The following is a 23,383-nucleotide window of genomic DNA, read 5'->3' as shown; positions in this document are numbered from 1 at the left end:
GCTACAACCCGACCCGCTCGAGCGCATCGTCGTAAATTTCGTTGGCGACCTTCGGGCTCTTCCCCTCGGCGAGCGCCTTCGTGTACACCTCGAGCGCCTGCGCGCCCTGTTCGGAGAACTTGCGCGCCCACTTCTCACCGTCGAAACGCCAGTACCCGATGATGTCGCACTGCTCGGTCTTCCAGCCGAACTGGCGGCGCAGATGTTTGCGCACCGCACGCGACGCCTTCGCCTCGGCGGCGAACCAGCAATAGCCGCGGCCTTCGGGATGCTCGAACTCCTCGACCGCGACGTCGAGGCGGCTGTCCCCATTTCCGTTGCCACTGCCGACCAGTGAGATGAGCTCGACGCCATCTCGCGAGGGCAGGTAGTCGAGGTCGCTTTCGTCGACAACTTCCACGATCGCCGTGGCGCGCGCTCCCTCGGGCAGCTCTTCGATGATTCGCGCCAGCGCGGGCAATCCGGCCAGGTCGGCAACCAGCAACTGCCAGTCGGTGGTGGGTTCGGGGCGGTACCACCCACGTCCGTGAGACATCGCCACCTCGTCGCCGACCTTCGCGCGCTGCGCCCACATCGTGGCGACGCCGTGGTCGTGGACAACAAAATCGACGGTCATCACGTTGGTGCCGGGCTCGATGCCACGAACCGTGTAGTTACGGCCCTCGGGCACCGGATCGACGTCGTAGTAGCCCCAGATCCCGTCCCGGCACTCCATGTCGGGTGGCGAGTCCTGGCCGTCGACCGGGAAATAGATGCCGACGACCTCGTCGGCGAGCTCGGGCAGTGCAATGTCGGCGAGGTCGGGAACCTCCAGTCGGATCCTCCGCAAACGCGGATTCAGCTCCGCGACCTCGACCACTTTTGCACGTGAAAAACCCATGGGAGGAAGGCTAGCCTAAGCGATACACGTTTCGACAGGGTTGATCGGCTGAGGCAGGCTGAATCCATGAGCGCAGACACTGAGCCACGTATCGGGATCATCGGCGGATCCGGCTTCTATTCGTTCTTCGAACCCGGCGCGCGGCAGGTCATCGTCGACACCCCGTATGGCGACCCGAGTGCCGCGATCACCATCGGCGACGTCGACGGCGTGCCGGTCGCATTTCTTCCCAGGCACGGGCTGTCCCACGAATATGCACCGCACACCGTTCCCTACCGGGCCAACGCCTGGGCCCTGCGGTCGGTGGGTGTGCGCCGGATCTTCGCGCCCTGCGCGGTGGGCGGGCTCAACCCAGACCTCGAACCCGGGACCATGGTGATCCCCGATCAACTCGTGGACCGCACCTCCGGCCGGGCCCAGACCTTCTTCGACGGGCCGGCCGTCCACGTCGCGTTCGCCGACCCCTACTGCCCCACCCTGCGGAGGGCGTTGTCCACCGCCGCGCCCGAAGCCGTCGTCGACGGCACGATGGTGGTGGTCCAGGGGCCACGTTTCTCGACCCGCGCCGAAAGCCGGGCGTATGCGGGCCAGGGGTTCACCCTGATCAACATGACCGGTCAGCCCGAAGCCGTGCTGGCCCGGGAACTGAAGATGTGTTACGCCTCGGTCGCCTTGGTCACCGACACCGACGCCGGTCTGGTGGCCGGCGAGGGAGTGATGGCCTCACAGGTGTTCGCCGTGTTCCAGGAAGGCCTGAGCCTGATGCGCGATGTGTTGACCACAGCGATCCGCGAGGCCGCCCGACAGTCCGAATGCCATTGCGCGCAAGGCGAACACGAGATCGCGTCCGTGATGAACCCGATCTCCTGACCCGGGCCGGACGGGCCCGGATACAACGACACCGGTTGAGCTACAGGGTCGGGGGTCATGTAGCTCAACCGGAGTCATCAGGTTCATCGCCGAGGTTCTGTGAGGCGTTACACGGTCATCGAGCAATTCTCGCCAAGGAGATTTCGGCCGTCCGGATTGCCCGGGATCAGGCCTCGATGATGGCCGTGACGCCCTGCCCGCCGGCAGCGCAGATCGAGATGAGGGCACGGCCCCCACCGTTCTCGCTGATCTGCTTGGCGGCCTGGGCCACGATCCGTCCACCGGTGGCGGCAAACGGGTGACCGGCGGCCAGCGACGAGCCGTTGACGTTCAGCTTCGAGCGGTCGATGCTGCCCAGTGCGCCGTCGAGGCCGAGGCGCTCCTTGCAGTACTCGTCGGATTCGAACGCGGCCAGTGTGCACAGCACAACCGACGCGAACGCCTCGTGGATCTCGTAGAAGTCGAAATCCTGCAGGGTCAGACCGTTGCGCTCGAGCAGCCGCGGGATCGCGTAAGTGGGGGCCATCAGCAGACCGTCGGGGCCGTTTACGTAGTCGACCGCGGCCGTCTCGACGTCGACGAGGTGTGCCAACACCGGAAGCTTCTGCTGCGCGGCCCATTCGTCCGTGCTCAGCAACACCGCCGAGGCGCCGTCGGTCAACGGCGTGGAGTTGCCTGCCGTCATCGTGGCGTCGCCGAGCGAAACACCGAATACCGGCTTGAGTGTGGCCAGCTTCTCCACGGTGCTGCCCGGACGCAGGTTCTGATCGCGGGTCAGGCCCTGAAACGGCGTGACGAGGTCGTCGAAGAATCCCCGGTCGTAGGCGGCGGCCATCTTCTGGTGGCTGGCCGCGGCGAGTTCGTCCTGATCTTCCCGTTTGATGCCGAATTCCTTGGCCGTGATGGCCGCGTGGTCGCCCATCGACATCCCGGTGCGCGGCTCTCCGTTGCGCGGGATCTCGATGCCCAGGGAGGTCGGGAGCTTGGCGATCGCCTTGATCCGGGCGGGCGTGCTGCGGGCCCGGTTCACGGCCAGCATCGCCTGCCGCATGCCCTCGGACACGCCGATCGGGGCATCGGAGGTGGTGTCGACGCCGCCGCCGATGCCGACGTCGAACTTGCCGGTGGCGATGCCGTCGGCAACCGCCGAGATCGCCTGCAGGCCGGTACCGCAGGCCTGCTGCAGGTCGAAGGCGGGCGTGTACGGGGACAGCGCCGATCCCAGCACCGACTCGCGGATCAGATTGAAGTCGCGGGAGTGCTTGAGCACGGCTCCACCGGCGACCATTCCGAGTCGCTGTCCCTGCAGGTTGAACCGGCTGACCAGTCCGTTCAGCGTGGCGGTGAACATGTCCTGGTTGCTCGCCTTGGCGTAGGCGCCGTCCTGGCGGGCAAACGGGATCCGGTTGCCGCCGACGATCGCCACCGGCCGCACGCTGCGGGTCTTGCGCGATGTGGCGCCGCCACCGCTGGTGTCTGCGGAACCGTTGTCAGGCCCGTTGTTCGTTGCGCCGTTATTCGTTGCCACTGCGGATCTCCCAAGTTGTGGATGGCTCTTATGGCGTATTCTTACTCCCGAGTAAGTTCGTTGTCGACTCCGCCCCGGGGGTTACCCCCGATCGGGTGGTGCAAACAACACCGATGCGTCCGAAACCCCGCTTGAGAACCCAAGGAGTGCACGTGCCTTCCAACGGAACCACCGACCTGTATTCGACGTTTGTGAACTCCGGCCCGGGGTCGTTCCTCGCCGGGAAGATCGGCCTTCCGCAGCCACCCCATCTCCGTCGTTACCGGGCCGGCGAACCCGCCCTCACCGGTCCCGTCCTGCTCGGCGGCAACGGCCGGTTGATCGAGCCGCTGCGCGAGATGCTCGGCGACCCGGACAGTGGATATGAGCTGATCACGAACAACACCGCAGGCCGGGGAGCCGACAAGCTCGGCGCCGTGGTCCTCGACGCCACCGGCATCACCCAGTCGTCCGAGCTGTCGCTGCTCTTCGAATTCTTCGGTCCGGCCATGCGCCAGACCGGCAGCTGCGCCCGGTTCGTGGTCATCGGCACCACACCCGAACTCGCGAAGACACCGAACGAACACATCGCCCAACGCGCGCTGGAAGGTTTCACCCGGTCGTTGGGCAAGGAATTGCGCAAGGGCTCGACCGCGCAGCTCGTCTACGTCTCGCCCGACGCCAAGACCGGACTGTCCGGCCTCGAATCGACGCTCCGATTCCTGCTCTCGGCCAAGTCCGCGTTCGTCGATGCCCAGGTCATCCGCGTCGATGAGAAGGACGCCGTCGCCCCGGCGAGCTGGGACAAGCCGCTGCAGGGCAAGGTCGCGCTCGTGACCGGTGCGGCCCGCGGTATCGGCGCCACCATCGCCGAGGTCCTCGCCCGCGACGGCGCCCACGTCATCGCCGCCGACATCCCGGCCGCCGGTGATGCACTCTCCGCCACCGCGAACAAGGTCGGCGGCACCTCGCTGCCACTCGACGTCACCGCGCCCGACGCCGGCGCCAAGATCGCCGAACACGTGCTGTCCCGCCACGGTGGCCTCGACATCATCGTCAACAACGCCGGAATCACCCGGGACAAGCTGCTCGCCAACATGGACGACGCCCGCTGGAGCTCGGTCATCGGCGTCAACCTGATTGCGCCGCAAAAACTTGTCGACGATCTGCTCGAAGCCGGCGCACTGCGCGAAGGCGGCTCGGTCATCGATGTGTCGTCGATCGCCGGCATCGCCGGCAACCGCGGCCAGACCAACTACGGCACCTCCAAGGCCGGGGTCATCGGCCTGGTCGACACCTACGCTCCGATCCTGGCCGAGAAGAAGATCACCATCAATGCCGTGGCTCCCGGGTTCATCGAAACCGCGATGACCGCCGCGATCCCGCTGGCCACCCGCGAGGTCGGCCGTCGGATCAGCTCGTTGCAGCAGGGCGGACAGACCGTCGACGTCGCCGAGACGGTCGCATACTTCGCCAACCCGGCCTCGAGTGCTGTCACCGGCAACGTCGTACGCGTCTGTGGTCAGAGCATGCTGGGGGCCTGATATGTCGAAAACCGTTACCCTGAAGGACTTTCCGGCCACCGGCGACATCTATCGTCGCGCCGTGACCGCCATGCTCCCGGTGGTCGGCAAGTCCGGGCGGGTGTCCCCTGATGCCGTACTGCCCGACACCGTACTGCGCCTGCCGGACGTGGAGGTCGACCTCGGTCAGCTGCGTGACTACTGCGCGTGCACCGGCCAGCAATACGGCGACACCCTTCCGCTCACGTTCCCATTCGTGCTGCAGTTCCCACTGGTGATGAAACTACTTGTGGCCAAGGACTTTCCGCTGACCGCGATCGGTTCTGTGCACATGGAGAACAACATCGAGCGACTGCGCCCGATCAATGTCCGTGAGCCACTGACCATCGAGACCCACGCCGAGAACCTGCGTGAGCATCGCAAGGGGATGCTCGTCGACGTCATCTCCGAGTTCTCGGTGGGCAGCGAATTGGTCACCCGGCAGACGGCGACGTTCCTGAGCCAGCAGCACACCAGCCTGTCGGATGGACCACGTCCGCCGGCGCCGGCCGAACATCGGCCCCCGCCGCCGGATGCCACCCTGGTCGCCAACCTGGGCCTGATCCGCAAATACGCCGCAGCCAGTGGCGACCGGAACCCGATTCACACCGGCAACCTGAGCGCCAAGGCGTTCGGGTTCCCGCGGGCCATCGCGCATGGCATGTGGACGGCAGCGAGGGTGGTGGCGAACACCGAGGGACAACTCGGTGACCGCGTCACCTACAACGTGAAGTTCGGCAAGCCCCTGATCCTGCCGGCGAAGGTGAATGTCTACACCAAACGGGTTGACGGTGGAGACGAAGGCGGAGCCGGAGCTCGACCCTTCGCCGGTTTCGACATCTCCGTCCTGAACCCGAAAAAGGGCTACCCCCACCTCACCGCAACCCTCCGCTGACGGCTCCCAAACCCCGATGATGTGGCCTTTTGGCGGTGCCGACCAGGCATTATGTTCGCCAAAAGGGCACATCATCGGGGGTTAGGGGCGGTCTCCGGCCAGGCCGCGCCAGCCCATCGAGACCATCAGGTCGGCAGCCGAGTCGAGGTCGATGTCGCCCTCGGAGATCCGGTCGGCGACGGCCTCACCGGCACCGACGAGCGCCACGGCCATCAGTTCGAAGTCGGTGTCACTCGGATGCGGGACGGTGGTGCCGCGACGGAGGAGGTCGGCGACCATCTCGATCAGCCGGGCCCGACTGGCGGCGACGAGACCGGCGAACTTCGCCTGCCCGCTGGCCAACCGGTAGAGCACCCGCCACGACTCCCGGTTGTTGTGCACATAGTGCAGGAAGTCGTAGATGACCGTCCGGGCCTGATCGCGCTGCTTGAGGTTCGGGTCGAACCCGGCGCTCATCGCCTCGATGAACCGGGCGCCCTCGCGGTTGATGCAGGCACCGAAGAGTTCGTCCTTGGACCCGTAATAGAGGTAGAGCATCGGTTTGCTGATGTCCGCCTCCGCGGCGATCGCATCCATCGAGGTCTCACGGAAGCCGTTGGCGGCGAAGACGTGCACCGCGGCATCGAGCATCTGCTGCTCGCGGACGGCGCGCGGCAAGCGTTTGGTTCCTCCGGCCACGACACCAACTTCCCTAGACGTTCGAATCCTGTGCATCTTACCAGCCGGTAAGTTCCTCCGGGCCCAGATGCGGGCCCCCGCTAGCAGTCCAGGACACCCTTGGCGCGCAGTACCCGGACCACCGAGGAGTCCACCTGATCGGCCGGGAGTTCACCACTGTTCACCGCCGTGGTCAACGTGTCCAGAACCGCCGGGACGGCGTCCGTCGAGAGCCACAGCGCGATGTCGGCACCCGCGGACAACGCCAGGGTGGTCGCCCTCTCGATGCCGTACTTCGCCGAGATCGCCGCCATCCCGGACAGATCGTCGGTGAAGATCGGGCCATCGAACGGCGGTGCGTCGTAGCCGGTGCCCTCACGCAGCAGCGAAATCGCCTCCGGGCTGATGCTCGCCGGGGTGTCCGGGCCGGTCAGTCCCGGGACAATGAGGTGTCCCATCATCACACTGACACCGGGCATCGTGACCAGGGTCCGGTACGGCACCAGGTCGCTGGTCTGCAGTTCCGCCAGCGGCGGTGTGGCGACCGTGCCGGTGTGCGAATCCCCCGAACCGCTGCCGTGTCCGGGGAAATGCTTGAACACCGGCATGATGCCCGCGTCCTGCAGTCCCCGGGCGTACGCCTCGGCGTAGATGGTCACCGTCTCGGGATCATCGCTGAACGAGCGGTCCCCGATCACCTCGTTGTCCGACTCCGCACTGACATCGACGACCGGCGCGTAGTCGACCGTGATGCCCAGTTCACTCATCTGCTGCCCCTGCGACGTCGCCAGCTCGCGCACCTGCTCCGGGGTCATCGTCTGCGCCATCTCACGGGCCGAGGGTCCGTCGATGCCCAGCGACGACAACCGCGAGACCCGGCCACCCTCCTGGTCCACCGAGACCATCACCGGGAAGTCCGCAGCATCCTGCACCGCGCCCACGCCACCATCGGTGAGGATCGACAGGTCCGTCCAACTGCCGATGAAGATCCCACCGACCTGCTCACGCTGCACCACATCGAGCGCATCGGACGTACCGGTGACCCCCACCATGAGCAACTGGGCCAGCTTTTGCCGCAGCGACATCGCCTCCAACTCGGAGGCGCCACAGACCGCAGGCGTCACCATCGGCGTACCGGATGTCGCAGGTGGCGCGGCCGAGCTCGACGACGACTCCCCGCTGCTCAACAGCTCCTCGGGTTCATCTCCGTCACCACAGGCGGCCAGAACTGAGGCGAGGACGATCGTCAACGCGGCCATGGTGCGGCGGGGACGGTGTTTGGAGAACATAAAACGAGTCTTGCACGGCATCGTGGTGTGATGTCCATTACATTCGACGGGTATCCTCGACCTCGGAGGACCTTGTACAGGAGGCACACCATGTCCGGGCAGCAAACCACCGACAAACCGGGGCACACCGGACAAGACACCATCATGATCGCCTACGACGGCAGCGAGAACGCCGATCGGGCGATCGACTATGCCGGTCGGTTCCTGCAATCCCACACCGCTTTCGTGGTGACCGCATGGGAGTCGGGCGTGCACCAGAGCGCGCGGCTCTCGGCACTGTCGGGCGGTATGCAGCCGGTCCTGCATTCGGTGGTCGACCAGGGCATCGACGACGCACTGCACGACGAGGCGCGCGATCGGAACACCCAGGGCGTCCAGCGGGCCATCGCCGCGGGCCTCAACGCGCAGGGCCGTCTGGCCGAAGTCGACTCGACCGTATGGGCCGCACTGGTCGACGCCGCCGACACACTCGAGGTCGACATCCTGGTCACCGGCACCAGCGGGGCCTCCGGTCTGCGGGCACTACTGCACAGCAGCGTGTCCGAGCACGTCCTCAAGCACTGCCATCGTCCGGTCCTGGTGGTCCCCGCCGGATGCGACCGGCGGACCGAAGACCCACGCGCACTGCGTAGGTCGAAGGCCAGGATGGTAACTTCGCACCCATGATGAACAACCGCCTGATTGCGGGCGCTGTGGCCGGAGTTCTGGGCGTTGTATTCGCCATCGCCGCTGTCTTCCTGGGCGGCGTGCTCACGTCCGAGGATTCGCCGGCCACGGACGTGAACAGCTTCGACGCTGGAAGCGGCTTTGTCGAGGGAACTGTCGACTACGGCACCCGAGACAACGCCGGAGTCACAAACTGACCAAACGAGGACTGCTGCATGCAGCTCTCGTGGCGCTGTTCGCGTCGTTCCTCCAGTCCCCTGGCCTGATATCGGCCGACACCAAACTCGACCTGACCGGGGATCCACTCGGATTCCTCGGTCGGGCGGCGCATCTGTGGTCGTCGATCGCACCGCTCGGGCAGGTGCAGAACCAGGCCTACGGGTATTTCTTTCCCCACGGCGCGTTCTTTGCGCTCGGCGATCTGCTGTCGATACCCGCGTGGATCACCCAACGGCTGTGGTGGGCAGTCCTGCTGTGGGTCGGATTCGTGGGGTTCGTCCGTCTCGCGGACGCCCTCGGGGTCGGTTCACGGTGGTCCCGGATCTTCGCGGCCCTTGTCTTCGTCACCAGTCCCCGGGTCCTGACCACCCTCGGTTCGATCTCGTCCGAGACCCTGCCGATGATGCTGGCGCCCTGGGTCCTCGCCCCCGTGGTGATGGCACTCAATCATCAGGTGCCGACCAAAACCCCTCGCCGCCTGGCCTTCGAATCCGCCTGCGCACTCGCCCTGATGGGCGCGGTCAACGCGGTGGCAACCCTGGCCGCGGCGTCGGTGGCCATCATCTGGTGGCTGTTGCACACACCCCTGCGTGGCGGTGCCGCCCGCTGGTGGCGGTTCGGCGCCTGGTGGCTGCTCGGCGGTGTGATGGCCTGCCTGTGGTGGATCGTGCCGCTTCTCATCTTGTCGCAGGTCAGCCCCCCGTTCCTGGACTTCATCGAATCGTCGCGGGTGACCACCGAATGGGTGTCTCTGACCGAGGTTCTCCGGGGGACCAGCGCGTGGACGCCGTTCGTCTCCCCGGAACGCGTGGCCGGTGCGGGACTGGTCTCCCAACCCGCCGCGGTCGTGGCCACGGGCGTCCTGGCCGCGGCCGGGCTCACCGGATTGGCGATGCGGGCGATGCCCGCGCGGGGCCGCCTGACCGTCATCCTGATCGTCGGCCTGCTACTGATCTGCCTGGGCTACCCCGGCCAGCTGGGATCGCCCATCGGGGAATCGATTCGCGTCTTCCTCGACGGCACCGGCGCCCCACTGCGCAACGTCCACAAGTGGGAACCGCTGATCCGGATCCCGCTGGCCCTGGGCATCGCACACCTGCTGGCCCGGGTTCCCACCCCGCAAACCGTCGGTTGGCGGGGTATGCGGGTCGCGTTCGCGCACCCCGAACGGTCGAAGCCGGTGGCGGCCGCAGTCGTGGTGCTGGTCGCCCTCCTCGCCGCCGGTTCGATGGTCTGGACCCGATCACTCGTCGCGCCCGGCAGTTACAGCGCCATCCCGTCGTACTGGGAGGACACCGCCGACTGGCTCGACGACAACGGTGCGGATGAAAACCGTCGTGCGCTGGTGGTGCCCGGCTCTCCGTTCGCCAACCAGACCTGGGGCCTGACCCGCGACGAACCGCTGCAGGTCCTGGCCGACGAGCCGTGGGCTGTCCGCGACGCCATCCCGCTGACCCCGCCGGGCGCGATCCGGGCGATGGATTCGGTGCAACGGGCGATCGCCGCCGGCACGCCGATGCCCGGTCTGGCCGCGACCCTTGCCCAGCAGGGCATCTCCTACGTGGTGGTCCGCGCCGACCTCGATCCCACCACCTCCCGATCGGCCCGTCCGGTGCTGGCGCAGAATGCGATCGCCGGATCACCCGGGATGAGCCGGGTCGCCACATTCGGCCCCGAGGTGGGAGCCCCCACCATCGACGACGACATCGTGTCCGACAGCGGGTTGCGGCCGAAACTGCCCGCGATCCAGATCTTCCGGGTCGACTCGAGCGTCGCCTTCCCGGGAACCCGGCCCGCGACCGTCCCGCTGGACGCGATGCCACGTATCGCCGGTGGGCCCGAATCCCTGGCCCAGCTGCAGAACAACGCAGCGATCGCCGACGAGCCGCCGCTGGGACCGGTCGTCCTGCAGTCCGATGCCGACAAGGCCGGCCTGCCCGAGGTCCCGATGGTTGTCACCGACACACCCACCAACCGGGAGGTCGACTTCGGCCGCGTCGACGACCACAGTTCCGGCATCCGCACCCCCGACGATCCCCGGCTGACGCAGAACGCCGTGGCCGACTATCCGGTCGACGGCCAGCCCCTGGTACAGGGCGAATGGCTGCTCGACGGCCGGTCCGATCAATTGTCGGTCAGCGCATCCGGATCAGCCTCCGATGCCACGCAACTGGGCCAGAGTTCCCCGGGCTCTGCACCTTCGGCCGCCTTTGATCAGAACCCGAACACCAGCTGGGTCAGCCGCGGACTGGACTCCGCGGTCGGGCAGTGGCTGCAGCTCGATTTCGCCGAGCCCCGCGAGCGGCTCGCCCTCGACATCACCCTGGGAACAGCCCTGGGGCCCGGTGTCTCGACCCTGCTGATCACCACCGAGGCCGGCAGCACCGTCGCCTCCGGGGTCTCTCCCGGCACCGCAACCAGGGTCGTCCCGCCGAGCGGACCGACCCGATGGGTGCAGATCCGCGCCGTCGACACCGAGAACCACACAGCCGGAAATCAATTCGTGATCTCCGAGGTCGAGTTGCGGGATGCCGCGACCGACCGGGTCCTCCCGATCCGGCACCGGATCGTGCTCCCCGAACTGGTTGCCGGTCAGCAGGTCTCACAATGGGACCTCGGACCGGAACTACCCGGCCGCGCGGCCTGCGTCCCGGACGGCGACGTGACGCTCTGCTCGGATTCATTGAGCCTGCCCACCGAAGAGCCGGGCACCTTCGGCCGGGTGCTGTCGGTCCCGTCCCCCGTGACGGTCGAACCCTCGGTGACGGTCACCGCCAGACCGTCAGAAGCGTTGACCGCCTTGCTCTCCGACCCCACCGAGATCACCGCGTCCGGTGAATCGGCCATGATCGATCCCCGCGGCGGGCCGTCTGCCGCCGTCGACGGTGATCCGGGCACCAGCTGGATCGCCCGCGCCGGCGAGAGCGGCGACGCCGACCCCACACTCCGGCTGCAATTGCCGACACCACAGGTCGTGGACGGCCTGAAGATCACCGTCCCGTCCCGGCAGTTCCCCGCCGATCCCCTGCTGGTCGGCGTCGATCTCGGAAACGGCCGACAGGTTCGGGAAGTCGGCGACGACGGCGTCATCGCACTCGATCCACACGAGACCTCCGCGATCACCATCGTGATCCTTCAGGAGCGGGAGATCCTCGACGCGAACAGCCTCGGGTTCGCCGACCTGGCCCCGACCGGCATCGCCGAGGTCGAGGTGCTGGGCGCCGACCTGCCCCCGGCCGACCCGGACCGGCCGATCGAGGTGAACTGCTTCGCGGGCCCCGGACTCACCATCGCCGGGACCGCCGCGCGCTTCTCCCTGAAGACGACCGCAGCGGCACTGCGGTCGGGCGCACCGATCCGGGCCACGCTCTGTGGCACCACGGCTCTTGAACTCCCGGCCGGTGAACAGGAACTCGCGGTCAACCCCGGCGAGGCGTTCTCGGTCTCGGCGGTGACACTGACCGCCGCCGGGGCGCAGATCCCGCGCGCCGTCCCGGACCCGACCACGGTCACCCGCTGGGACGCGACCGATCGCCGGGTCGAGGTGGCCGCCGCATCCGAGGAGCGGGTTCTGATCGTTCCCGAGAGCGCGAACCCCGGCTGGGAGGCCCTGGCCGGTGACAGCACGCTCGAATCATTGACCGTCAACGGCTGGCAGCAGGGCTGGATCGTCCCGGCCGGGTACGTGGGCGCCATCTCGCTGACGTTCCCGCTCGACCAGCCATATCGGTGGTCCATCGGGATCGGTCTGGCGCTCGTCGCACTGCTGTTCGTCGCCACACTGCTGCCGACCCGCCGCTCACCGGCGCCGATCACCCCGGTGGCACAGCCGATCCGGGCCGGCATCGTCGCTCCGCTGATGTTGGCGGGCGCCGTCTACCTGCTGACCGGGGCGGTCGGACTGGTCGTCTCGGCGGTTGTCGCCGGCACGGTCACCGTCACGGCAGTGCTCGCCCGCCGTGGCCGACGCCGGAACTTCGGCGCGGGGATCGTCGCAATCATGATGCTGCTGGCGACCTTTGGGCTGGCTTCGGGCCCATGGCGTTCGTCGCTGGGCTACACCGGCTGGGACTGGTGGGTTCAGTTACCGGCTCTGCTGGCGGTCGTACTCCTCGCGTGGCTGGCGATCGATGTGCCGCGGTGGCTGATCCGCCTGCGGTACCGGTTTCGGCGATAGCCTCTCGCGCCCGGCTTCGCCCGCTGCCGCGCGAGCCTCGCGCTCGCGCAACCACTGCCGGGTCGGCTCCTCGATCCACGCATAGCCGGCCGCCGACACCCCGATGGTCAACAGCAGGGTCAGCGTGAACACCACGAACATCGACCCCGAGAACGGGACGATCCCGCCCAGGGGAAAGACCCAGGCAAGCACCACCAGATGCCAGATGAAGATGGAGTACGACCATCGGCCCAGCGCCTGCATCGGCGCCGAGTCCAGGAATCGGTGGCTCCGGCCGGGAACCAGTGTCAGCGGGGCGATCAGGGCGAAACCGATGATCACGCCCAACACCATCTTGACCGCGAACTGCCACGGCTCGAGCGGGGCCAGTCCGGTCGGTCCGGCGAGTTCGGTGCACGAGAGCGCAAAGGCCACCACCGCCACACCGGCCATCAACCACTGCCGGCTCCCCAGGCGCACGAACCATCCGCGAATGCCGACCGCACTCGTTGTTCCCAGTTCGGCCAGCACCAGACCGCACAGGAACCACGGCAGGTGGCCGGGCAGCCAGTTCTTGGCCTCGACCCCGGCTGCCAACGGCAGCGTATCGGCCACCCAGGCCCAGCCCAGGCTGATGATCCCGGTCCCGACCAGCACCGGGATCCGCCACCGTGCCGCACTCCCGCGCAGACGCACCATCAACCAGGCGATCAACGGCAGCGCCAGGTAGAAACTGACCTCCACCGACAGGCTCCACATCTGGGTCAGCCCGGCGGTCAACGTCAACGGCACATAGACCTGGGTCAACGTCAGGTTCGCGATCCAGACGGTGAAACTCGCCGGTCGCGCATCCGGGAGCAGACACAGGACCACCACCACGACCACCACGTAGGCGGGCCAGATCCGGACCACCCGGTGCCGCAGATATCGCCAGGTCGAGGCCACCTTCCGGCGCGGGTCCCTGGCGGCTTCGGCATGCGGACGCCACAGGAGATAGCCGGAGAGCGCGAAGAACAGGGCCACCGCCATATCGAACCGGCCCCAGACCGCTCCCAATATGCTTCCATCCACCGAGCCGGTCTGGAAAGCGACGTGCGTGACAATGACACCGACGGCGGCGACCGCACGCATGCCTTCGAGTGCTCGGTTGAAACCGGCGACCGGCCGCTGAGAGCTCATGATGTGCCCAAAGTACCCGGCGCGCCGGGTGCCGGCGGCTTCAAGGCACTGAAGGCCGGGGCTGTGACTGTTAGTCTCGCTGTGCTGCAAGCCTTGCCGCCCAACCCTCGAAGGAGAACCGCCGGATGGCACCTACGCCACGGATGTCTGCAAAGGACCTCGCAGGTCCGGTCGCGATCTTCTTCGGAACGTTGTTGCTGGTGGCGGCCATCGCGCTGCCGCTCTATTTCGTCGACACGCTCAAGAAGACCCCGATGGACCTCGACATCACCAGCGTCGCGACGAGCCAGCCGCAGCCGACGGTGTCCGGAAGTGCCTCCCAGCCGGCCAAGATCTTCAACAGCTGTTCGGTCGACGAGGCCCGCGCGGAGGTCTCCGACGCCCGTCTCACGCAGCAGCAGCGGGTCATCGTGGTGGACCCGGCCGACAGCAACATCGTCACCTTCCAGGCCGGCAACTCGACCAGGATCGACTCGTACACCAGCGGCGATGAGACGATCACCCCGTCGGCGACCGGTGGGCAGGACGGCTGCATGTCCTCACTGCTGACCGCCACGCGCGACCTCGTCACCACCAACCGAGAGACTGCCGAACCCGCGATCTCCGGCGGCGGACAGTCCGAGGTCAAGGTCGACGCCAGCGACAACAGCGTCAGCCTCCCCGACCGCACCGGCCTGCAGTACCGCTTTCCGTTCGGTGTCGAGAAGAGCGACAAGTACCAGTACTTCGACCTGACGACCCGGACCACCAATCCGCTGACGTACGTCGACGACAAGACCGAGATCCACGGCGTGAAGGCCTACCACTTCACCCAAGAGGTTCCGGAGGTCGACCTGAGCACACTCGTCGATGCCAACGATCAGCAGTTGCCGAACACCTCCCTCGATCAGACGGCAGGCTGGTACGGCGGATTCCCCGACTACCGCAACAGCGACAAATTGCCGGCCTCGCTGGTGCAGACCAGCACCCGCGACCTCTACGTCGATCCGGCCAGCGGAACGATTCTCAATGAGCGGCAACACATTCGGCAGGACTACAAGCTGAACGTGAGCGATGATTCACCGAAGGAGATGATCGACTACCGCCTCACCGCGCTGGACGTCGTGTTCTCGTACGACCAGACCACGCAAGAGGAATTGGCTTCGGACGCAAAGAGTCTGAGCGATCCGATCACGCTGTGGGGTCGCTGGATTCCGATCGTCTTCGGCATCGTCGGCGTTGTCCTGCTCGCGCTGGGTATCTGGCTGCTGTTCCGTTCCGGTGGCGACCCGAAGCCGGCTGTGGCTGCCGACGGACCCGCCGATCCGGATCAGCGGCACCCCGAGGATTCCACCCACCCGGGATCCACCCATCCGGAACAGCAGTACGGGCAGCAACCCTACGATCCGGATCAGACCCGGCAGATCCCGATCATCCGGGACGAGGGTGACGGATTCACCGACTGGTCGCCGCCCCGCCGCTCCTGATCGTCAGTTGACCAACGGGGACAACGCTTTTCCGGCAAGGGTGATCATCCCCGGGACATGGCCGTTGGAGATCATGTTGATGGTGATGCCGTCGATGCCGACGTCGAGGACCCGGGTCTTGAGCTGCACCGCGACCTCCTCGGGTGAGCCGACAAAGAACCGATCCGTGGCCGCAGCCCATTCATCGGCCCCGATCACGTCGCTGTCGAGTCCGCGGACTTTCATCATGTCGACGAGGGTCTCACGCGCCTTGTCACCGTCCGGATCGAGGATCACGGTCGCCAGAAAGCTCGTCTTGAGCGTGCTGCGATCCCGGCCGACCTCCTCGCACCGTTTCGCCAGTGCCTCGAGTTTGCGCGGCAGTTCACTGACGGAGGCGATGATGTTGAGGTGCTGGGCATAGCGCGCCGCGAGCCCGAACGTCTTCTTCTCGCCACCACCGCCGAGCATGATCGGCAGGTCGGTACGCAGTTGGGGATGGTTGCGGGTGCCGTGGGCCTGGTACCACTTGCCGTCGAGTTCGGGCTTGTTGCCGCGCAACATCGGCTCGATGATCTGCAGGGCCTCTTCGAGGCGTTCGAACCGCTCGGTGAATGTACCGAACTCGTAACCCATTTCGTAGTGCTCGAGTTCGTACCAGCCGGCACCGATTCCGAGGATCGCGCGTCCGCCGCTGATCACGTCGAGCGTGGTGATGGTCTTGGCCAGCATCGCCGGATTGCGATAGGTGTTGCCGGTGACCAGGGTCGACAGATTGATCGTCGACGTCGCGGTCGCCAGGGCACCCAGCGTGGTGTACGCCTCGAGCATCGGTTCGTCCGGATCACCGATACCCGGCAATTGGTAGAAATGGTCCATCACCAAAACCGTGTCGAATCCCGCTTTTTCGGCTTCCTGGGCCTGCGCGATGACCGTCGGGAAGAGTTCTGCGACGCCACCGGGATAGGTGAAATTGGGAATCTGATAACCGAGTCGGATGCTCATGCATCCACAGTACGACTGTTGCCCATCCGGCGATGTGTTGTCAGCGCAGCAAAAGTCAGGCCGGTCCCGATCACCGCACAGGTCGCGGCGGTCACCGCCAGCGTCGTGATGCTGTGTGCCCAAACCACGATCACCACGATCTCCACCACCAGGACCACCCAACTCAGTGCGGCCACCAGGGTGCGGTCGGCGGCGATCGCGGCGAGCAGGCCCACCTGCAGAATCGACAGGGCACTGCCGGTGAGTGCGAACACCCACAGGATCGGGACCACCGGACGGTACTCGTCGCCGACGAGTACCGGGACCAGCGGCGCGCAGATGGCGGCGCCGGCCACCACCACCGCACCGATCCCGGCCAGCCAGATGACCGCGGTCTTCAACGCCTCACGCGACTGCGCGGCGTCGGCGAACTGCGGGAACAGCACCACCCCGATCGCCTGCGGCAACCAGAAGGCGGCCTTGGTCGCGATGGTCCCGAAGGCGTAGACGCCGGCGTCCTGTTCACCGAGCACCGGCCGGGACAGCAGCAGGTCGGCGGACGACAGTGCGATGAGTACCAGCTGGACCTGGGAGGCCCGGAGCACCATGGACAGCGCCAGTGCCTGCGCGGACCCGCCCTGTGCGGCCGGGACCGTGGTCGTCCGCGTCACCGCGACCCAGACACCCGCGGCGGCGAGCGCGGCACCACCGGCGGTTGCGGTCAGCGCACCGGCGGCACCACCGCCGGCCGCGAGGATGACGATGCCCGGCACGGTCCGCAGGATCCCGACCGCGGCCAGCACCCACGACAGGATCGAGAAGTGTTGCCGCCCTTGCAGAATTCCTTGTCCCGCGGCGATCAGGACCAGCAGCGGGGCGGTGGCGAACGCCGCGATCGTGGCGGCGGTACCGGTATCGGCGATCGCCATCATCACCGGGACCGCAATCACCGCGGCGATCAGCACCGCGACCGTGGTGCGCAACGTGATCGAGATCAGATCGGCAGTTGCCCGGCCCCGCACCACTTCCCGGGCGATCACCACCTGCAGGGCCAGCGCCGGGACCCCGAGGATCAGCATCGACTGGAGCAGGACGGCGAACTCGCCGTAGTCACTCTCGGTCAGCCAGCGGGCGGCGGGCAGGTGGATCAGGTATCCGCAGATGTTGGCGACCATCGTGCCGACCGCAACACCCCCGACACCCGCCATCCGATTCGCCATGGCGTTCAGTGTCTCAGGGCCCGTCGTCAGAGGAATTCGCGCCACCTGCCTGCACACGCGCCGGTTGCAACGGGCGCGAACGCACGTAAGTGGCGCGAATTTGTGGTGGAGCCGTGGTCTGCAGACGAGCCCGCTGAGCGACCCAGACGAGCAGGCTCAGGATGAGTCCGACGAGATAGATCCAGGCGTCGAGTCGCTCGCCGAGCAACAGGGCCGACCACACGATCGTCAGGAGGGGCTGGATCTGCTGGAGCTGGCCGATCCGGGCGATGCCGCCGCGGGCCAGACCGCCGTACCAGGCGAAGAATCCCAGGAACTGCGAGATCACGGTGAGGTAGACCATCCCGGCGACCACGGAGGCGGTCAGCGACACCGTCCCGAACAGCATCCCGACGATCGCGGCCGGGATCGACAGCGGCAGCAACAACACCAGCGACCACGAGATGCTCTGGGCCCCGCCGATCCGCTTGGCGACCGAACCACCGCAGGCGTAACCGAATCCGCCGCTGATCGTGGCCAGCACCATCCACAGGTGGCCCCAATCCAGCGAGAAGCCCCCGAGACCCTCCGGACTGGTGGCGAGCAGGTACGCGGTCAGGACGACAACACCGGCGCCGGTCGCCATCCAGAACACCGGCGGCAGGCGCTCACGGCCCACCAGCGCGGCAAACGTCGCGGTCAATGCGGGCAAGAGCCCGTTGATGACCGCGGTGGTGGCCGAATCGATGCGTTCGAGCGCCAATGACGAGAAGAGCGGAAACCCCACCACCACACCCATTCCGGAGCACACCAGCAACACCACATCGTGGCGTCCGGGCATCGACGGACGCCGCATCAAGAGGTAGACCAGGGCCAGCAGGCCGGCGAAGGCCGCCCGCAGGGCGGTCACGGTGTAGGCATCGATTCCGGCGACCGCGAGTTTGTTCATCGGCAACGAGAAGCTGAAGGCCAGGATGCCGAGTCCGCCGAGCAGGACTCCCGCCGGGAGGATCCGGGGCCGGCCGGCGTTATCCGCTATCGCCATTCCGGGCGAACCGTTATCATCTGTGTTCATGTTGAACGATAGCGGAGTATCGGTTCTCCGCGAAAGTCTTCGGGGCATCATCGCCGAAAGCCGCCCCGGCACGCGACTCCCATCCGTCCGCGTGCTCCAGGAACAGCACCGGGTGTCACCGAACTCGGTACACCGCGTCCTGAGAGAACTCGCCGCCCTGGGCCTGGTCGACGTCCGTCCCGGCGCCGGTTCCTTCGTCGCGGCCGCACCCCCGCCGCATACCCCTGCCGACACCTCCTGGCAGGAACCGATACTCGGCAGCCGGGTACCCCCGGAACTCACGAGGACACTCGACCTGTGGCGGTCCCGGGATCGGATGTCATCCGCCTCAAGGGCGGCTACCTCGACGACGAACTGATCCCCCGCGCAGCGCTCGACGCCGCGATGACCCGCGCGATCAAACGCATCCCGAGTTGGGGCCGTTATCCGGTCGAGGGCAGCGACGAGCTACGCCGTTGGTTCGCCTCCGAGATCGACGGCGTCCACGCCTCCGAGGTGATCGTGACCGCAGGCGGTCAGAGCGCACTGTCGGTCGCGATCCGGGCCCTGGTCCGTCCCGGAGATCCCATCATCGTCGAAAGCCCCACGTACACCGGCATCATCGCCGTCGCGCGCAACCACGGGGCGGACGTCATCCCGGTACCCACCGACTCCGACGGCATCCGAACCGACCTGCTCGCCGACGCCATCGAACGCACCGGTAGCCGCCTGGTGGTGCTGCAACCGGTCTTCGCCAATCCAGGCGGCGCCACCCTCTCGAGCAGCCGTCGCCGCGAGGTGTTGTCGCTGGCGCAGCAGCACTCGCTGTTCGTGATCGAGGACGAATACGCCCGCTACCTCGGTATCGACCGGGAGCCACCGGCTCCGTTGATCAGCGGCGACCCGAATGGTCATGTGGTACATATCCGTTCCCTGACCAAACCGGTGGGGCCGGGCATCCGCGTGGCGGCGCTCTACGCCAGGGGCCCGGCACTGGCGCGACTCCGGGCCGCCAAGACGCTCGACGACTTCTATGTGTCGGGGCCGATCCAGGAGACCGCGGTGGAGTTCTTGCGGTCACCGGCCTGGCCCCGCCACAACCAGATGGTCCGGCGGGCACTGGGGCAGCGCCGAGATGCCCTGGTGGGGGCGCTGACCCGGCTGATCCCGCAGATCTCCGTAACCGCGGTGCCACACGGCGGGATGCACCTGCTGGTGCGGCTGCCGGACGGTGTCGACGACCGTGATGTCACCGCCGCCGCACACGCCGAAGGTGTCCTGGTCGGAGAGGGCCACCCCTGGTTTCCCGGCGGTTTCGATCACTCGCATCTGCGCCTGACCTACGGCGAGACACCGGTTCCGATGATCGGGGAAGCGGTGGCCCGTCTGGCCCGGGTCCTGAACCCTTCCGAGTCCGGAGTCACCGGATCCGGCGCCCACACATCAGTCCGTTAGGGTCCGTTCATGACCCGCGGGCACTGGATCACGCTGTGGCTGACCAGCGCCACCCTCTCACTGGTGATCACCGCGCCGCTGCTGGGTTCCGGTCACCTGTTGATCGCGGACATGGTCAGCACGCCCCGATCGCATCTCACCGATTCGACGATCGGCCTGGGAGTCGGCGCCCCACGCGCAGTCCCGCAGGATTGGTTCATCGCGCTGGCCTCGCAGGTGGTCGACGGCGGGCTCGTCGTGAAGGTGCTCACGACGCTGGCGCTGGTTCTGGCCGGGGCCGGTTACGGTCGCCTGGTCCGGGTGGCGCTACCCGGGGTCGGCCTACCGGGCATGCTGGTCGGTACCACGATCGCCATCTGGAATCCCTATGTCGCAGAACGTCTTCTGCAGGGACACTGGAGTCTGCTGTTCGGTTACGCCGCAGTCGCCTGGATCTTCTTGTGCGCGAACCGGGTTCGCCGACACCCAGATTTCACCGGCTGGTCGATGCTGGCGGCCACCCTGGCCGTGGCCGGCCTGACGCCCACCGGCTCGATGCTCGCCCTGTTCACCCTGATCGCCGCGCTGGTGGTCCCGTCCGCGATCGGCGATCCGGGCCGGGTCGCCGTGCGGACCGGGGCGGTGACCGCGGCGCTGTGGGTGTGTTCGGCACTCCCCTGGATCATCGCCTCGCTGCTGGGATCCGGCACTGCCACAGCCGATCCGGCCTCCGTGTCGGTCTTCGCCGCCCGCGCCGAGCCCGGCCTGGGCACGGTCGGTTCGGTGCTCGGGCTCGGCGGTATCTGGAATGCCGGCGCCGTCCCGGCCAGCCGAACCTCCGGCTGGGCCGCGGTCGCGACGGTATTGCTGCTGATCGTCGTCGCCGCGGCGCTGCCTGCGCTCTGTCGCCGCCGGCGCAATCCGCTGGTGTCCGGGGCCGCGGCCCTCGCCGTGGTGACGATGGTGCTCGTCCTCGCAGCGGCCACCGCTCCGGGCATCGCGGTCCTCGAGTGGGCGGTGGACACCATCCCCGGTGCAGGTCTGCTGCGTGACACCCAGAAGTGGACCGCACTGGCCGTCCCCCTGTATGCGCTCGCCGCCGCCGCAGCGGTGCAGACGTGCGGGCGATGGGTGCCACGGGCGTTCGCGGCCACGGTGGCAGCGGTTCTCATCATCGCGCCACTGCCCGACCTCGCGTGGGGTGTCGGCGGCAAGCTCACCGTCAGTACCTATCCGGCCGACTGGCAGCAGGTCGCCGACCTCATTCCGGCCGACGAGGGCGACGTCCTGCTGCTACCGACCGGGATGAACCGGCGCTACGAGTTCACCGGTCACGTCTCGCTCGACCCGGCGCCCCGGCTGCTGCGCGCCGACGTGCTGCAGACCGGAGAACTCCTGGTCGGCGGCACAGTTGTCGATCGCACCGATTCACGGGCCACCGCCGCGGAATCGGCTCTGCTCTCGGGTGCCTCTCCGGAGGTCCTCGCAGATCTCGGTGTCGGGTGGATCCTCGTCGAGGGCCGGCTCCCCGCCGAGGCACCGGCCCAGCGGACGCTGGCCGGGACCACCCAGGTTTTCGACGGTCCCGACCTGCGCGTCCACCGGATCCCCGATCCTCGGACGTTCTCCGCTTCCGCCATCGACCGGGCACTGGTCTGGAGTGCGCACCTGTTGTGGATTGTGCTGATCGCCAATGGGTTTGTGGTGATTGTGCTGCAATGGGCGCACCGATCAAGCCGCCGGAAGAAGGTCAGCCAGTGAACGACATCGAAGCCATCAAACAGGTCAAGTACCGCTACTTGCGGGCCCTGGACACCAAGGCGTGGGACGACTTCGAAGACACACTCACCACCGATGTCACCGGCGAATACGGTGAAAGCCTGTCGTTTCGCGACCGCACCACCCTGGTCGACTTCATGCGTTCGTCGGTGGGCCCGGCGGTGATCACCGAACATCGCGCCGATCATCCGGAGATCACCGTGGACGGCGACGAGGCAACCGGTCAGTGGTACCTGCAGGACCGGGTGATCGTGACCGACTTCAAGTTCATGCTGTTCGGCGCGGCCTTCTACAGCGATCGCTACCGTCGGACCCCGCAGGGCTGGAAGATCTGCGCCACCGGCTACCAGCGCACCTACGAGGCGACGCTCTCGCTCGACGACGTGCCGAGTTTCACCTGCAAACCCGGAGCGGCACTCAACCTTTGACGAGTCCGGAGATCGGCTTGCCGGCCACTGCCGCGGCGAGCACCTGGGTGACGCCGGTCGCGGCTGCCGCCCACGAATAGCCACCGGCACGCTCGCGCGCCTTGTTGCCCAGATCCTGGCGCCATGCCGGTTCGTCGAGCAATTGCGCTGTCACAGTGCCGAGTTCGTCGATGTTGTCGACCAGCACGCCGGTCACCCCATCGACCACCGAATCGGTCAGACCACGCGACGACCGATAGCCGACGGTCGGGACGCCGTACCCCGCGGCCTCGATCACCGCCAGCCCCCAGCCCTCGGTACGCGAGGGCATCAGGTGTACCGCGGCACCGGCCAGGAGCTGATGCTTGCGCTCCTCGCTGACGTGCCCGTGGAACACCACACGCTCATCGATCCCGAGGTCAGACGCCTTGGCCCGCAACTCTTCCGACCACCATCCGTCGCCGATCACATCGAGCATCACGTCGGGACGGGTCACCGAGATCCGGGCCGTCACCTCGAGTGCGTGTTCGATCTGCTTGTGCGGCACCAACCGGGACAGCACACAGAGCCGAGGCGAGTCGGACTCGATCGGCACATCAGGTACGGCAACCGGCGACGGATCGGTCCCGGCGCGAACCACGGCCACCCGCTCGCCGTCCACACCCATCGAGACCAGATCCTCCGCCGAGGGAAGGGAGACGGTCAGGTACTGCGCGTCGCGATGTACCCGCGGCGACAACCACGACTCGATGAACCAGCCGACCTTGCCCATCAGCGCACCGGCCACCGGCCATTGCCGTTTGTGGCAGTGATGCACCAGCACCACCACCGGCGCCGGACTCACCCAGCGCGCAAAGAACGGGATCCCGTTCTGGGTGTCGATCACCACGTCGGGGTTGATCCCGGCCAGCGACCCGCGGCCGATACGGGCGGCCAGGATCGCGGCCATCGCCCGTGGGTACACACTCAGGCGTCCACCACCCCGGGACACCGTCATCCCGGCCCGCGACTCGGTGGCCGGAGCACCCGGGTATCCCGCGGTCCGGAATGTCACCTTCACCCCGCGACCGGCCAGTTCGGCGCCGACCCGTTCGAGGTAGCGCTCACTGCCGCCACCCTGCGGATGGTCACTGTCGCGCCAACACAGCAACAGCACCTCACGCAGAGGTGCCTTCGGTGGGGTGGCGTCGACGGGTTTCAC

Annotated in this window: 20 protein-coding genes; 11 read left to right on the top strand and 9 right to left on the bottom strand. The window is 67.2% G+C overall.

Going from position 1 to position 23,383, the window contains the following annotated elements; translation table 11 throughout:
* Nucleotide 1: 1 nt before the first annotated feature.
* Nucleotides 2-880, bottom strand: coding sequence for a siderophore-interacting protein (locus AC51GR_RS00505; RefSeq protein ID WP_496322672.1), 879 nt, complete (start codon nucleotides 878-880; stop codon nucleotides 2-4).
* 66 nt (nucleotides 881-946) lie between these two features.
* On the opposite strand from AC51GR_RS00505, the gene AC51GR_RS00500 reads away from it, so the two are divergent.
* Nucleotides 947-1,750 carry an S-methyl-5'-thioadenosine phosphorylase gene (locus AC51GR_RS00500; RefSeq protein ID WP_496322671.1) on the top strand — a complete coding sequence of 268 codons (804 nt, stop codon included), beginning with the start codon at nucleotides 947-949 and terminating at the stop codon, nucleotides 1,748-1,750.
* A 166-nt stretch (nucleotides 1,751-1,916) separates the two neighbouring features.
* Here AC51GR_RS00500 and AC51GR_RS00495 read toward each other — a convergent pair whose 3' ends face one another.
* Nucleotides 1,917-3,278 carry an acetyl-CoA C-acetyltransferase gene (locus AC51GR_RS00495; RefSeq protein ID WP_496322670.1) on the bottom strand — a complete coding sequence of 454 codons (1,362 nt, stop codon included), beginning with the start codon at nucleotides 3,276-3,278 and terminating at the stop codon, nucleotides 1,917-1,919.
* A 152-nt stretch (nucleotides 3,279-3,430) separates the two neighbouring features.
* On the opposite strand from AC51GR_RS00495, the gene AC51GR_RS00490 reads away from it, so the two are divergent.
* Together AC51GR_RS00490 and AC51GR_RS00485 are read left to right on the top strand one after the other, a co-directional pair.
* Nucleotides 3,431-4,801 carry a 3-oxoacyl-ACP reductase gene (locus AC51GR_RS00490; RefSeq protein ID WP_496322669.1) on the top strand — a complete coding sequence of 457 codons (1,371 nt, stop codon included), beginning with the start codon at nucleotides 3,431-3,433 and terminating at the stop codon, nucleotides 4,799-4,801.
* A 1-nt stretch (nucleotide 4,802) separates the two neighbouring features.
* Entirely contained in the window at nucleotides 4,803-5,714 is a 912-nt protein-coding gene (locus AC51GR_RS00485; RefSeq protein WP_496322668.1) for a MaoC/PaaZ C-terminal domain-containing protein, read from the top strand.
* A gap of 81 nt (nucleotides 5,715-5,795) precedes the next feature.
* On the opposite strand, the gene AC51GR_RS00480 is transcribed toward AC51GR_RS00485, so the two are convergent.
* A complete protein-coding gene (locus tag AC51GR_RS00480; protein ID WP_496322667.1) occupies nucleotides 5,796-6,392 on the bottom strand; it encodes a TetR/AcrR family transcriptional regulator in 597 nt (198 codons plus the stop codon).
* A gap of 80 nt (nucleotides 6,393-6,472) precedes the next feature.
* Complete coding sequence (locus AC51GR_RS00475) at nucleotides 6,473-7,660, bottom strand: glycoside hydrolase family 3 N-terminal domain-containing protein (RefSeq protein WP_496322666.1); 1,188 nt, start codon at nucleotides 7,658-7,660, stop codon at nucleotides 6,473-6,475.
* Between the two features lie 90 nt (nucleotides 7,661-7,750).
* Between AC51GR_RS00475 and AC51GR_RS00470 the strand changes: the two genes are divergently transcribed.
* Genes AC51GR_RS00470 through AC51GR_RS00460 form a run of 3 tightly spaced genes read left to right on the top strand, consistent with a single transcriptional unit; the run spans nucleotide 7,751 to nucleotide 12,722 of the window.
* Nucleotides 7,751-8,326: a universal stress protein gene (locus AC51GR_RS00470; RefSeq protein WP_496322665.1), complete on the top strand. Its 576-nt coding sequence runs from the start codon at nucleotides 7,751-7,753 to the stop codon at nucleotides 8,324-8,326.
* Nucleotides 8,323-8,523: a DUF2613 family protein gene (locus tag AC51GR_RS00465; protein ID WP_496322664.1), complete on the top strand. Its 201-nt coding sequence runs from the start codon at nucleotides 8,323-8,325 to the stop codon at nucleotides 8,521-8,523. The genes AC51GR_RS00470 and AC51GR_RS00465 overlap by 4 nt, the downstream gene beginning before the upstream one ends.
* Before the next feature lie 29 nt (nucleotides 8,524-8,552).
* Nucleotides 8,553-12,722, top strand: a complete 4,170-nt coding sequence (locus AC51GR_RS00460; RefSeq protein WP_496322663.1) for an alpha-(1->3)-arabinofuranosyltransferase domain-containing protein — start codon at nucleotides 8,553-8,555, stop codon at nucleotides 12,720-12,722.
* Here the strand turns inward: AC51GR_RS00460 and AC51GR_RS00455 are convergent.
* Entirely contained in the window at nucleotides 12,630-13,880 is a 1,251-nt protein-coding gene (locus AC51GR_RS00455) for an acyltransferase family protein (protein ID WP_496322662.1), read from the bottom strand. The genes AC51GR_RS00460 and AC51GR_RS00455 overlap by 93 nt on opposite strands.
* 125 nt (nucleotides 13,881-14,005) lie before the next feature.
* Between AC51GR_RS00455 and pgfA the strand changes: the two genes are divergently transcribed.
* Nucleotides 14,006-15,346 (top strand): cell envelope lipid trafficking protein PgfA, encoded by a 1,341-nt coding sequence (pgfA, locus tag AC51GR_RS00450; protein ID WP_496322661.1) that lies wholly within the window; start codon nucleotides 14,006-14,008, stop codon nucleotides 15,344-15,346.
* A 3-nt stretch (nucleotides 15,347-15,349) separates the two neighbouring features.
* On the opposite strand, the gene AC51GR_RS00445 is transcribed toward pgfA, so the two are convergent.
* Genes AC51GR_RS00445 through AC51GR_RS00435 form a run of 3 tightly spaced genes read right to left on the bottom strand, consistent with a single transcriptional unit; the run spans nucleotide 15,350 to nucleotide 18,553 of the window.
* On the bottom strand, nucleotides 15,350-16,330 hold the full coding sequence (locus tag AC51GR_RS00445; RefSeq protein ID WP_496322660.1) for an LLM class F420-dependent oxidoreductase: 981 nt from the start codon (nucleotides 16,328-16,330) through the stop codon (nucleotides 15,350-15,352).
* Nucleotides 16,327-17,529: a lipopolysaccharide biosynthesis protein gene (locus tag AC51GR_RS00440; RefSeq protein WP_496322659.1), complete on the bottom strand. Its 1,203-nt coding sequence runs from the start codon at nucleotides 17,527-17,529 to the stop codon at nucleotides 16,327-16,329. Before AC51GR_RS00440 ends, AC51GR_RS00445 begins: the two co-directional genes overlap by 4 nt.
* 13 nt (nucleotides 17,530-17,542) lie before the next feature.
* Nucleotides 17,543-18,553 (bottom strand): DMT family transporter, encoded by a 1,011-nt coding sequence (locus AC51GR_RS00435; protein ID WP_496322658.1) that lies wholly within the window; start codon nucleotides 18,551-18,553, stop codon nucleotides 17,543-17,545.
* Nucleotides 18,554-18,581: 28 nt separating this feature from the next.
* Between AC51GR_RS00435 and AC51GR_RS00430 the strand changes: the two genes are divergently transcribed.
* From AC51GR_RS00430 to AC51GR_RS00415, 4 genes are read left to right on the top strand one after another with little or no spacing between them, the layout of a single operon-like run.
* Nucleotides 18,582-18,941 (top strand): GntR family transcriptional regulator, encoded by a 360-nt coding sequence (locus AC51GR_RS00430; RefSeq protein WP_496322657.1) that lies wholly within the window; start codon nucleotides 18,582-18,584, stop codon nucleotides 18,939-18,941.
* On the top strand, nucleotides 18,881-20,017 hold the full coding sequence (locus AC51GR_RS00425; RefSeq protein WP_496322656.1) for an aminotransferase-like domain-containing protein: 1,137 nt from the start codon (nucleotides 18,881-18,883) through the stop codon (nucleotides 20,015-20,017). The genes AC51GR_RS00430 and AC51GR_RS00425 overlap by 61 nt, the downstream gene beginning before the upstream one ends.
* A gap of 9 nt (nucleotides 20,018-20,026) precedes the next feature.
* On the top strand, nucleotides 20,027-21,757 hold the full coding sequence (locus tag AC51GR_RS00420) for an MmpA family trehalose lipid delivery protein (protein WP_496322655.1): 1,731 nt from the start codon (nucleotides 20,027-20,029) through the stop codon (nucleotides 21,755-21,757).
* A complete protein-coding gene (locus AC51GR_RS00415) occupies nucleotides 21,754-22,203 on the top strand; it encodes a nuclear transport factor 2 family protein (RefSeq protein ID WP_496322654.1) in 450 nt (149 codons plus the stop codon). Before AC51GR_RS00420 ends, AC51GR_RS00415 begins: the two co-directional genes overlap by 4 nt.
* On the opposite strand, the gene AC51GR_RS00410 is transcribed toward AC51GR_RS00415, so the two are convergent.
* Entirely contained in the window at nucleotides 22,193-23,347 is a 1,155-nt protein-coding gene (locus AC51GR_RS00410) for a glycosyltransferase family 4 protein (RefSeq protein ID WP_496323330.1), read from the bottom strand. The genes AC51GR_RS00415 and AC51GR_RS00410 overlap by 11 nt on opposite strands.
* Between the last annotated feature and the right edge of the window lie 36 nt (nucleotides 23,348-23,383).

It is taken from the genome of Williamsia sp. z71 (genome assembly GCF_059553375.1).
Note: the sequence above shows the minus strand (reverse complement) of the source record. Positions and strands in the feature narration are given on the sequence as shown.

Coding starts and splice junctions, on each gene's coding strand:
- AC51GR_RS00455 (WP_496322662.1), bottom strand. CDS start 13,880: ATGAGCTCTCAGCGGCCGGTCGCCGGTTTCAACCGAGCACTCGAAGGC.
- AC51GR_RS00485 (WP_496322668.1), top strand. CDS start 4,803: ATGTCGAAAACCGTTACCCTGAAGGACTTTCCGGCCACCGGCGACATC.
- AC51GR_RS00440 (WP_496322659.1), bottom strand. CDS start 17,529: ATGGCGAATCGGATGGCGGGTGTCGGGGGTGTTGCGGTCGGCACGATG.
- AC51GR_RS00465 (WP_496322664.1), top strand. CDS start 8,323: ATGATGAACAACCGCCTGATTGCGGGCGCTGTGGCCGGAGTTCTGGGC.
- AC51GR_RS00445 (WP_496322660.1), bottom strand. CDS start 16,330: ATGAGCATCCGACTCGGTTATCAGATTCCCAATTTCACCTATCCCGGT.
- AC51GR_RS00475 (WP_496322666.1), bottom strand. CDS start 7,660: ATGTTCTCCAAACACCGTCCCCGCCGCACCATGGCCGCGTTGACGATC.
- AC51GR_RS00420 (WP_496322655.1), top strand. CDS start 20,027: ATGACCCGCGGGCACTGGATCACGCTGTGGCTGACCAGCGCCACCCTC.
- AC51GR_RS00430 (WP_496322657.1), top strand. CDS start 18,582: ATGTTGAACGATAGCGGAGTATCGGTTCTCCGCGAAAGTCTTCGGGGC.
- AC51GR_RS00470 (WP_496322665.1), top strand. CDS start 7,751: ATGTCCGGGCAGCAAACCACCGACAAACCGGGGCACACCGGACAAGAC.
- AC51GR_RS00435 (WP_496322658.1), bottom strand. CDS start 18,553: ATGGCGATAGCGGATAACGCCGGCCGGCCCCGGATCCTCCCGGCGGGA.
- pgfA (WP_496322661.1), top strand. CDS start 14,006: ATGGCACCTACGCCACGGATGTCTGCAAAGGACCTCGCAGGTCCGGTC.
- AC51GR_RS00500 (WP_496322671.1), top strand. CDS start 947: ATGAGCGCAGACACTGAGCCACGTATCGGGATCATCGGCGGATCCGGC.
- AC51GR_RS00505 (WP_496322672.1), bottom strand. CDS start 880: ATGGGTTTTTCACGTGCAAAAGTGGTCGAGGTCGCGGAGCTGAATCCG.